Consider the following 10,191-nt stretch of genomic DNA (forward strand, 5'->3'; position numbering starts at 1 on the left):
CCTAGCGACTTTCGTTGAATAGCTCACGTCCGATAAGCATACGGCGGATCTCAGACGTACCTGCGCCAATTTCATACAGCTTGGCATCGCGAAGTAGTCGACCTGTAGGATATTCATTGATATAACCGTTTCCGCCTAGAAGCTGAATGGCATCAAGTGCAAGCTTGGTTGCAAGTTCTGCAGCATATAGAATTGCACCAGCTGCATCTTTACGAGTGGTTTCACCACGGTCACAGGCTTTTGCCACGGTATAAACGTATGAACGTGCTGCGTTCATTTGCGTGTACATGTCAGCAACTTTGCCTTGCACCAGCTGGAATTCACCGATGGATTGGTTAAATTGTTTACGCTCGTGAATATAAGGTACTACCACATCCATACAAGCCTGCATAATACCAAGCGGGCCGCCTGCCAAGACCACACGTTCGTAGTCTAGGCCACTCATGAGTACCTTAACGCCTTCGTTGTATTCGCCAAGGATGTTTTCTGCAGGTACTTCACAGTTTTCGAATACCAGCTCACAAGTGTTTGAACCACGCATTCCAAGTTTGTCTAACTTTTGTGCCGTTGAAAAACCAGGGAAGCTTTTTTCGACGATAAAGGCCGTGATCCCACGAGGGCCTGCATTGGTATCCGTTTTTGCGTAAATCACAAAAACGTCGGCATCTGGACCATTGGTGATCCACATTTTATTACCGTTTAGGATGAACTTGTCACCTTGCTTTTCAGCACGTAGTTTCATTGAAACCACGTCAGAGCCAGCATTGGGCTCACTCATCGCTAGCGCACCAATGTGTTCACCGCTGATAAGTTTTGGTAGATATTTTTCTTTTTGGGCTTGGTTGCCGTTACGGTTGATTTGGTTCACACATAGGTTTGAATGTGCGCCGTAGCTTAAGCCAATTGATGCACTCGCACGGCTTATCTCTTCCATTGCGATAACGTGTTCAAGATAACCCATGTTTGAGCCGCCAAATTCTTCAGCGACGGTGATCCCAAGTAGGCCCATTTCCCCAAACTTTGGCCACATTTCGTTTGGAAATGCATTTTCTTGATCTGTTTTTTCAGCCAGTGGGGCAATTTCACTGGTTGCAAAGCTATTTACATGATCACGGATCATGTCTGCTGTTTCGCCTAGTCCAAAGTTTAATTCTTTATATAAAGATACTGTGCTCATCGGTATTCATCCTGTTGTGAGAGTTTATTTTTCGAGCTCGTGTAGGGTGTCGCGACAACGGCGCTCAGCCGTCACCAGTTCCATTAAGACAACTTTAATGTCGTCCATTTGTTGGCTTAAGTCGGCTTTTTTCTCTTCAATGAGTTGCAACATAGTTTTAAGTTGCTTTTCGCTCGATTTGTCGGCGTCGTAAAGCTCAAATAATCGGCCAGTTTCAGCAAGTGTAAAACCAAGGCGTTTGCCGCGAAGGATCAGTTTTAATCGAACTTTGTCACGTTTTGAGTAAATACGCGTTTGTCCTTGGCGCCTAGGAGAAAGGAGTCCTTGGTCTTCGTAAAAACGAATACTGCGAGTAGTAATATCAAATTCTTTAGCTAACTCGCTGATTGAATAGGTAGGTTCATTAATTTCTTGCATTTTTATTTACACTTACAACGTCACTGATTAGACCAATATAAGTGAAGTTTACGTAAAGGTAAAGTAAGAATAGCAGATCCTTCTTTAGTCTTATAAAAGGAATAATCTGTCCGTTCGAATTGTCATCAAATCTTCATTACAGCCAGAGAAAATAAGCCTTGGAAACAAATTTGTGCAAGATAGCTTTACACTTTCACTGATCTCGTTTGGCTTGATTTTAGATTTACGTTGGCGTAAACGTAAATATTATGTATGCTCGAATACAGAGTTAATTTTTAACAAGCCTAAGATTGGCTTGTAAACAGGAGTTTTGCAATGAGTAACGAAGCTGTTGTCATCGTCGCTGCTAAGCGTACACCAATGGGTGGCTTTATGGGAAGCCTATCTGACGCAACCGCGACAGACTTAGGTGCGACTGCAATTAAAGCAGTAATGAATGAAACAGGTCTTAGTGACGCGAGTATAGACGAAGTTATTATGGGTTGCGTACTACCCGCAGGTCTCGGTCAAGCGCCAGCGCGTCAAGCGATGCTACATGCAGGGTTAGCACGTTCAACTGGTGCGACAACAATCAATAAAGTATGTGGCTCGGGTCTAAAAGCGGCGATGTTCGCGCATGATCTCATCCGCTCAGGTAGCATTAATTCTGCTATCGCTGGCGGCATGGAAAGCATGACTAACTCACCTTACTTTATTCCAAAAGCCCGTGGCGGAATGCGTATGGGTCATGGCGAAATCAAAGACCATATGATGGCTGATGGCTTAGAAGATGCTTATGATAATAAAGCGATGGGTTGTTTCGCACAAGCTACCGCTGATGAATATGGCATAACCCGTGAGCACATGGATGAATTTGCACTTGGCTCTCTAAGTAAAGCAAACGCCGCAATCGAAAATGGCAGTTTTGGCAATGAGATTGCTCCTCATGTAATGAGTACACGTAAGGGGGATGTTGAGGTAAATACCGACGAGCAACCTGGCAATGCCCGTCCAGACAAAATTCCATCACTTCGCCCAGCATTTAAAAAAGATGGCACTATCACTGCTGCCAACTCTTCGTCTATTTCAGACGGTGCAGCCGCGCTGATTTTAATGAGTGAATCAGAAGCGAAAAAGCACGGTTTGACGCCACTTTGTAAGATTGTTGCCCATGCAACTCACTCACAAGCGCCTGCTGAATTTACCGTTGCGCCGGTCGGTGCGATGAATAAGCTGCTTGAAAAATCAGGTTGGTCGACAGCAGACGTTGATCTTTGGGAAATCAACGAAGCATTTGCCATGGTGACTATGTTGGCTATCAACGAAATGCAGTTAGATAGCAACAAAGTCAACGTAAACGGTGGTGCTTGTGCGCTTGGTCACCCAATCGGTGCAAGCGGTGCACGTATCTTAGTTACACTTATCCATGCACTAAAAAACCGCGGCTTATCAAAAGGCGTAGCCTCACTATGTATCGGTGGTGGTGAAGCTGTAGCGCTTGCGGTAGAAGTGTAAGTTACTGCAATTTATTTCGTTCAAGGGGCGCTGCGTTTTCCATAATTCTAATCATTCACGCAGCGCATAAACTCGTTTTATGGGGAGGAGTGCTTCATGCACCAAGTACCTTTATACATCAACGGTGAATTTTCACAGTCTCAGTCTGACAAATGGTTAGACGTTGTTAATCCGGCTAATCAAGAAGTATTAGCAAAAGTGCCTTGTGCTACTAACGAAGAAGTACAAGCTGCAATTCATTCAGCTCAAGAAGCATTTAAAACATGGCGTAATGTTCCGGTAACTGAGCGTGCGCGAATTATGATGCGTTATGCAGCGCTTCTTAAAGAGCACCAAGAAGAAATCGCAACCATCATTTGCCATGAACTTGGTAAAACTTTTGAAGATGCGAAAGGTGATGTATGGCGTGGTATTGAAGTGGTTGAGCAAGCATGTAATGCCCCTTCAATGATGATGGGCGAGACGGTAGAAAACGTTGCCCGAAATATCGATACCTATTCATATACCCAACCGCTAGGCGTTTGCGCGGGTATTACGCCATTTAACTTCCCAGCGATGATCCCGCTGTGGATGTTCCCAATGGCAATTGTATGTGGTAACACCTTTGTACTTAAGCCATCAGAGCAAGATCCGCTAACACCAATGCGCTTGGTTGAATTGTTTGAAGAAGCCGGTGCGCCAAAAGGCGTACTTCAGGTAGTACACGGTAGTAAAGATCAGGTCGACCAAATCCTTGAAGCGCCGGAAATTCGCGCGATTTCTTTCGTGGGTTCTTGTGGTGTTGGTCAGTACATTTACAGCAAAGGTACGCAAAATCTCAAACGCGTTCAAGCGTGTGTTGGTGCGAAAAACCACATGGTTATTATGCCAGATGCGAAAAAAGAACAAGTGATCAATAACCTGGTTGGCTCTTCGGTCGGCGCGGGTGGTCAGCGCTGTATGGGGATCTCAGTGGCCGTGTTTGTTGGGCAATCACAACAGTGGGTAGAGGAACTAAAAGACGCAATGGCGAAGGTTCGTCCTGGCGTATGGGATGATCCTGAAGCCGCTTATGGTCCGCAAACGACGCCGCAGGCTAAAGCGCGTATTCTGTCGCTGATTGACAGTGGTAAGCAGCAAGGCGCAACGTGTTTGCTAGACGGCTCTGATTTTACAGTTGAGGGTTATGAAAGTGGTAACTGGGTAGGTCCAACCCTGTTTTCAAACGTCACAACTGAAATGGATATCTACAAAGAAGAAATCTTTGGCCCAGTCCTTTGCTGTGTATTTGTCGATAGTTTAGATGAAGCAATTACGCTTATTAATAACAATCCATACGGTAACGGCACCTCATTATTCACTGCAAGCGGTGGCGCAGCACGTAAGTTCCAGCGTGAAATCGAAGTGGGTCAGGTCGGTATTAATATTCCTATTCCTGTGCCATTGCCATTCTTCTCATTCACCGGTTGGAAGAATTCATTCTACGGCGACCAACACACCTACGGTAAGCAAGGCGTGCGTTTCTATACAGAAACCAAAACGATTACCTCACGTTGGTTTGACGATGAGGCTGTCAGTGGTCCAAATATGAGTATCAACCTTAGATAACTCATATTGCATAGCGTGCTCTGCAGGGGGAGCACGCTATTTTTTACCAAAACGATAAGAATTACCGACACACATTCAGGGTGTCAGAACAGCAAGAGAGGTCTAGCGTGGACTTTAACCTAAACGAAGATCAACAAGCATTTGCCGATATGGCGCACCAATTTGCAATGAGCGAGCTTGCTCCACATGCAGCAAAATGGGATCAAGAGCACATTTTTCCAAAAGACGTAATTCAAAAAGCAGGTGAGCTTGGTTTTTGCGGTCTATATACGCCAGAAGAGGCAGGTGGTCTGGGTTTATCTCGCCTTGACTCAAGTATTATTTTTGAACAACTTTCTATGGGTTGTACAGCAACCACCGCCATGTTGACTATCCATAACATGGCAACGTGGATGATAGCGAGCTTTGCAACGGAAGAAACCAAAGCAAAATATATGGATCAGTTAGTAACAGGCGAGCTACTGGCTTCTTACTGTCTAACAGAGCCTGGTTCTGGCTCTGATGCTGCATCGCTGAAAACAAAAGCAATAAGAGAAGGTGACGAGTATGTTTTGTCTGGCTCTAAGATGTTTATCTCAGGCGCGGGTGAAACTGACGTATTGGTGGTAATGGCAAGAACCGGTGAAGCAGGTCCAAAAGGTATTTCAGCCTTTGTTGTCCCTGCCGATGCTGATGGCGTTATTTATGGCAAAGCAGAAGAAAAAATGGGTTGGAACGCTCAACCTACGCGCCTTATCACGCTTGAAAATGTCCGTATCCCAGCTGCCAACCTACTAGGCCAAGAAGGCGAAGGCTTCAAATTTGCGATGCAAGGCCTTGACGGTGGTCGTATTAATATTGCAACTTGCTCGATTGGTACAGCCCAGCAAGCGCTTAATACCGCCAAGCAGTATATGCAAGAGCGTTCTCAGTTTGGTAAACCGTTAGCGGCGTTCCAAGCACTGCAATTTAAAATTGCAGATATGAATACAGAACTTGTGGCTGCGCGCCAAATGGTTCGACTTGCGGCATTTAAATTGGATAGCAACGACCCAGAAAAGACCACTTATTGCGCAATGGCGAAGCGTTTTGCCACTGATGTAGGCACTAAGGTATGTGATGATGCACTGCAAATTCATGGTGGTTACGGGTATATCAAAGAATATCCACTTGAACGTCATTTACGTGACGTACGTGTTCATCAAATCCTTGAAGGTACAAACGAAATCATGCGTGTAATTATTGCACGTCGGATCTTAGCTGAAGGCGCCCCAAGCGTCCTATAAGGAGAGCATCATGACTGCACAATTAAAACTCGAAAAACAAGGCCATACTGCCGTTGTTACTATGTCAAATCCACCGGCGAATACGTGGACAAAAGACACACTTACTGCACTTAAAAATCTAGTAATCGAATTGAACGCAGATAAAGAAATCTATTCTTTAGTGATCACTGGCGAAGGTGAAAAGTTCTTTTCAGCAGGAGCAGATCTAAACGTATTTGCCGACGGTGACAAAGGAGTCGCTGCGGATATGTCTCGAGTATTTGGCGAAGCGTTTGAAACACTTAGCGACTTTAGAGGCGTATCAATTGCTGCTATCAATGGTTTTGCAATGGGCGGCGGTTTAGAAGTAGCACTAGCATGCGATATCCGTATCGCCGAAGCTCAAGCACAAATGGCACTCCCTGAGGCGAAAGTCGGGCTGTTACCTTGTGCTGGCGGCACACAAAACTTGTCGTGGCTTGTAGGTGAAGGCTGGGCAAAACGTATGATTTTATGCGGTGAACGCTTAAAAGCCGATAAAGCGCAGCAAATTGGCTTAGTGGAAGAAGTGGTCGAGCAGGGTAAAGCACTGGAAGCAGCGCTTGAACTTGCTAAGAAAGTCGAAGACCAAAGCCCTGTTGCGGTGACGGCTTGTAAGGCCCTCATTCAAAAAGGCCGCTCTGGCACAATCAATAGCGCACTGCCACTTGAACGCGAACTCTTCGTAACACTATTCGATACCCAGGATCAAAAAGAAGGCGTAAACGCGTTTTTAGAGAAGCGTAAAGCGAATTGGGTAAATGGCTAATGATTGAATTTGAGCTAATAAATCACGAAGAGGCGCCGGTTATATTCGAACAGGCAACATGCCATAACGGGATGAAAATAGCGCTGGCGACATTAAATGCATCAAAAGCGTTAAATGCCTTAAACCTCGATATGATCCGTTTGCTCGCGCCACAACTAGACGCTTGGGCAAACGACCCGCAAATAGCAATGGTTATGCTAAAAGGTGCTGGAGAGAAGGCGTTTTGTGCCGGCGGCGATGTCGTGAGTTTATATCGCGAAATGTCGTCTGATACGAGTAACGCATTAATCGAAACCTTTTTCAGTGAAGAGTACCGGCTAGATTATCAAATCCATAACTATGATAAGCCAATCCTACTATGGGGTAATGGCATCATCATGGGTGGCGGACTGGGCTTAACGGCTGGCGCAAGCCATAAAGTGATGACAGAAACGTCGCGCATCGCGATGCCGGAAATCACCATTGGCTTATACCCTGATGTTGGTGGGAGCTATTTCCTCAATAAGATGCCAAAAGGCGTTGGACTATTCTTGGGTCTCACCGCAGCAAACATTAACGCTGCGGATGCCAAGCTGATTGGGCTCGCCGATCATTTTATGGACTCAGAAAAACTGAGCTTACTGTTACAAAACCTAGTTGAAGTGAACTGGGGTAAAACCAATGTATTAAACCATGAAAAGCTTACTCAGTTGCTGTTGTCACTAGATGAAGCGTCTCATGCGCCGCCAAAAAGCGAAATTAAACCGCTTATCAAAGTGTTCGAAGCGCTTGATGAGAAAGATACTTTATCAGAGCAGGTTGAGTTTATTTTGGCGTTGGATAGCACTGACAACAAATGGCTAAGCAAGGCGCAGGCTGCATTAAAGCATGGTTCACCATTAAGTGCTGCATTGGTTAAAGCTCAGCTAACTAGAAGTGCAGGCAAAACACTAAGAGACTGTTTTAAGCAGGAATTAGGAATGTCGGTAACGGCTGGCGAGTTTGGTGAGTTTCAAGAAGGTGTTCGTGCGTTGCTTATTGATAAAGATGGTAAGCCAAATTGGCGATTTAAATCTGTCGCCGAAGTTACAGACGACGCGGTAGAACGCTTTTTTGCACCTCGCTGGGATGAAAACGATCACCCATTGCGTGACTTATAAGGAGTGACTTAAATGGCACAAGTAGGATTTATCGGCTTAGGTAATATGGGTGGTCCAATGGCCATTAACCTATTAAAGGCTGGCCACCAAGTATGTGTATTCGATTTGAACCCTGAAGCCGTTGCGACGCTTGAAGCAAGTGGCGCGACGAAAGCGACGGTTGTGAGCGATGTATGTCGCGAAGCCGATTATGTGATCAGTATGCTGCCTGCAGGCAAACATGTTCGAGCAGTGTATACCGGCGATGACGGATTAATTAATTACCTTAGTAAAAACACACAAGTAATTGATTGCTCGACCATTGATGCTGAATCAGCTCAGTTTGTTGGCAACAAGTTGGCAGAATCGGGTATTTCATTTGTCGATGCGCCCGTGTCTGGCGGTGTGGCAGGTGCAGCGGCCGGTACCTTAACTTTTATTGTCGGCGGTAATAAAGCAGACTTTGAACGTGCGCATGTGGTACTGACCAATATGGGTAAGAATATCTTCCATGCTGGAGATATTGGTGCGGGACAAGTCGCTAAGATATGTAACAATATGCTGCTATCAATACTTATGGCGGGCACAAGTGAAGCGCTGCAAATGGGTGTAGATCATGGCTTAGATCCTAAAGTATTGAGCGAAATTATGCTAAATAGCTCTGGTCGTAACTGGACGCTAGAGCTATACAACCCATGTCCTGATGTACTAGAAAATGTGCCTTCTTCGAACGGTTATAAGCCGGGCTTTATGGTTGATTTAATGGCTAAAGATCTTGGCCTTGCGATGCAATCTGCGCAGCAAACGAATTCTGCGACACCCATGGGGGCGCTGGCGAAGAATTTGTATAACTTGATGCAAAATCAAGGTAAAGGCAGTGAAGACTTTAGTGCGATTTTTAAGCTTTATTCAGAGAAATAGGACACTATGGATATTAACAATAAAACAGTTGTGATCACTGGTGGTGCGCAAGGCTTGGGTCTTGCCATGGCGACTGAAATGGCAAAGCATGGGGCAAAACTTGCCCTGATAGATATGCAAGAAGACGTTTTAGCAGAAGCGAAGCACGAACTTGCTCAATTCGGTACACAAGTTAACACGTATGTCGCTAATGTTAGTCAAGAATCAGACGTCGAAAATGTGTTTAATACCATCGTAAATGACTTCGGCGATATTTCGGTATTAATTAATAATGCGGGTATTTTGCGTGACGGTTTGCTACTCAAAGCAAAAGACGGGCAAGTCATCGATAAAATGTCGCTTTCGCAATTTCAATCCGTTATTGATGTCAATCTTACAGGTGTTTTCCTGTGCGGCCGTGAAGCAGCCGTCAAAATGGTAGAAGCGGGTAACGGTGGCGTGATCATTAATATGTCTAGCGTTGCGCGCGCTGGTAATATGGGACAAACCAATTATTCAGCGGCAAAGTCTGGTGTCGTTGCGATGACTACCAGTTGGGCTAAAGAATTAGGTCGTTTTGGTATTCGCGTGGGCGCAATTGCACCAGGTGTGATCCGTACAAAAATGACCGATGCAATGAAGCCTGAAGCCAAAGAGCGCCTAGTGAAAATGAAGCCGGTTGGGCGTCTGGGTGAAGCGCAAGAAATTGCTCATACAGCAAAATATATCATTGAAAACGATTTCTTTACGGGACGTGTCGTTGAGATTGACGGCGGCATTCGCTTGTAATGAAAAAATAGGCTTGGTTTTACAACGTGTAGTCCAAGTTCCTACTTGAGTGTGTGAAGCGGCAATGCAAATTGCCGCTTTTTTATTTAAAAGACACTAAATGCTTGAGGAGAAGTGCTTGAAGTTATCTGGGATACATCACGTCGCTGTTATTTGTTCAGACTACCAAAGATCAAAAGTGTTCTATACCGAAGTACTTGGGTTGCATGTACTCCGTGAGAACTATCGAAAAGATAGAGCGTCCTATAAATTAGATCTTGCGCTGCCTGATGGGAGCCAGATTGAGTTGTTTTCGTTTCCAAATCCTCCAAAACGACCATCACATCCAGAGGCGCAAGGACTGAGACATTTAGCATTTAGCGTATCGAATATTGATACTTGTATTGCACACCTCGTGCAGAATCAAGTTGCTGTAGAGCCTGTTCGAACAGATGAATATACAGGCAAACGCTTTACCTTTTTCAGCGACCCTGATGGTTTGCCGCTGGAGCTTTATGAGCAATGTTAAGATGATAACTAACCTGATGTAATGGTCTCCTCCCACACTCGGCATCGGTGTGCCATGATTGAATTGCAAACAATCAAAATGGGAGAAGACCAAATGCAGATTACAACAATCAGTATCGACATCGCAAAAAATATTTTTCATTTTATTGG

General features: G+C 45.0%; 10 protein-coding genes. 8 read left to right on the forward strand and 2 right to left on the reverse strand.

Features of this window, described 5'->3' with window-relative positions; all coding sequences use genetic code 11:
- Position 1 precedes the first annotated feature (1 nt).
- Both NH462_RS07080 and NH462_RS07085 read right to left on the reverse strand, forming a co-directional pair.
- Entirely contained in the window at positions 2 to 1,177 is a 1,176-nt protein-coding gene (locus NH462_RS07080) for an isovaleryl-CoA dehydrogenase (RefSeq protein WP_010378622.1), read from the reverse strand.
- Between the two features lie 24 nt (positions 1,178 to 1,201).
- Positions 1,202 to 1,594 (reverse strand): MerR family DNA-binding transcriptional regulator, encoded by a 393-nt coding sequence (locus tag NH462_RS07085; protein WP_010378624.1) that lies wholly within the window; start codon positions 1,592 to 1,594, stop codon positions 1,202 to 1,204.
- Positions 1,595 to 1,909: 315 nt separating this feature from the next.
- On the opposite strand from NH462_RS07085, the gene NH462_RS07090 reads away from it, so the two are divergent.
- The 8 genes from NH462_RS07090 (at position 1,910) to NH462_RS07125 (ending at position 10,042) form a co-directional block, all read left to right on the forward strand.
- A complete protein-coding gene (locus NH462_RS07090; RefSeq protein ID WP_017219490.1) occupies positions 1,910 to 3,088 on the forward strand; it encodes an acetyl-CoA C-acyltransferase in 1,179 nt (392 codons plus the stop codon).
- A 96-nt stretch (positions 3,089 to 3,184) separates the two neighbouring features.
- Positions 3,185 to 4,675 carry a CoA-acylating methylmalonate-semialdehyde dehydrogenase gene (locus NH462_RS07095; RefSeq protein ID WP_010604936.1) on the forward strand — a complete coding sequence of 497 codons (1,491 nt, stop codon included), beginning with the start codon at positions 3,185 to 3,187 and terminating at the stop codon, positions 4,673 to 4,675.
- A 107-nt stretch (positions 4,676 to 4,782) separates the two neighbouring features.
- Complete coding sequence (locus NH462_RS07100) at positions 4,783 to 5,940, forward strand: acyl-CoA dehydrogenase family protein (protein ID WP_253105092.1); 1,158 nt, start codon at positions 4,783 to 4,785, stop codon at positions 5,938 to 5,940.
- A gap of 10 nt (positions 5,941 to 5,950) precedes the next feature.
- On the forward strand, positions 5,951 to 6,727 hold the full coding sequence (locus tag NH462_RS07105; RefSeq protein WP_010378634.1) for an enoyl-CoA hydratase: 777 nt from the start codon (positions 5,951 to 5,953) through the stop codon (positions 6,725 to 6,727).
- Positions 6,727 to 7,866 carry an enoyl-CoA hydratase/isomerase family protein gene (locus NH462_RS07110; protein WP_253105094.1) on the forward strand — a complete coding sequence of 380 codons (1,140 nt, stop codon included), beginning with the start codon at positions 6,727 to 6,729 and terminating at the stop codon, positions 7,864 to 7,866. Before NH462_RS07105 ends, NH462_RS07110 begins: the two co-directional genes overlap by 1 nt.
- A 12-nt stretch (positions 7,867 to 7,878) precedes the next feature.
- Entirely contained in the window at positions 7,879 to 8,766 is an 888-nt protein-coding gene (gene mmsB, locus NH462_RS07115) for a 3-hydroxyisobutyrate dehydrogenase (RefSeq protein ID WP_010604932.1), read from the forward strand.
- A gap of 6 nt (positions 8,767 to 8,772) precedes the next feature.
- A complete protein-coding gene (locus NH462_RS07120; RefSeq protein WP_010378639.1) occupies positions 8,773 to 9,534 on the forward strand; it encodes an SDR family oxidoreductase in 762 nt (253 codons plus the stop codon).
- A 100-nt stretch (positions 9,535 to 9,634) separates the two neighbouring features.
- Entirely contained in the window at positions 9,635 to 10,042 is a 408-nt protein-coding gene (locus NH462_RS07125) for a VOC family protein (protein WP_253105097.1), read from the forward strand.
- Positions 10,043 to 10,191: the final 149 nt, after the last annotated feature.

It is taken from the genome of Pseudoalteromonas sp. OANN1, from assembly GCF_024124685.1.
In the GTDB taxonomy this organism is placed as follows: Bacteria; Pseudomonadota; Gammaproteobacteria; order Enterobacterales; family Alteromonadaceae; genus Pseudoalteromonas; species Pseudoalteromonas piscicida.

Excerpts from the sequence above, each read along its gene's own strand:
- NH462_RS07080 (WP_010378622.1), bottom strand. The coding sequence starts at position 1,177 with ATGAGCACAGTATCTTTATATAAAGAATTAAACTTTGGACTAGGCGAA.
- NH462_RS07085 (WP_010378624.1), bottom strand. The coding sequence starts at position 1,594 with ATGCAAGAAATTAATGAACCTACCTATTCAATCAGCGAGTTAGCTAAA.
- NH462_RS07090 (WP_017219490.1), top strand. The coding sequence starts at position 1,910 with ATGAGTAACGAAGCTGTTGTCATCGTCGCTGCTAAGCGTACACCAATG.
- NH462_RS07095 (WP_010604936.1), top strand. The coding sequence starts at position 3,185 with ATGCACCAAGTACCTTTATACATCAACGGTGAATTTTCACAGTCTCAG.
- NH462_RS07105 (WP_010378634.1), top strand. The coding sequence starts at position 5,951 with ATGACTGCACAATTAAAACTCGAAAAACAAGGCCATACTGCCGTTGTT.
- NH462_RS07110 (WP_253105094.1), top strand. The coding sequence starts at position 6,727 with ATGATTGAATTTGAGCTAATAAATCACGAAGAGGCGCCGGTTATATTC.
- mmsB (WP_010604932.1), top strand. The coding sequence starts at position 7,879 with ATGGCACAAGTAGGATTTATCGGCTTAGGTAATATGGGTGGTCCAATG.
- NH462_RS07120 (WP_010378639.1), top strand. The coding sequence starts at position 8,773 with ATGGATATTAACAATAAAACAGTTGTGATCACTGGTGGTGCGCAAGGC.
- NH462_RS07125 (WP_253105097.1), top strand. The coding sequence starts at position 9,635 with ATGCTTGAGGAGAAGTGCTTGAAGTTATCTGGGATACATCACGTCGCT.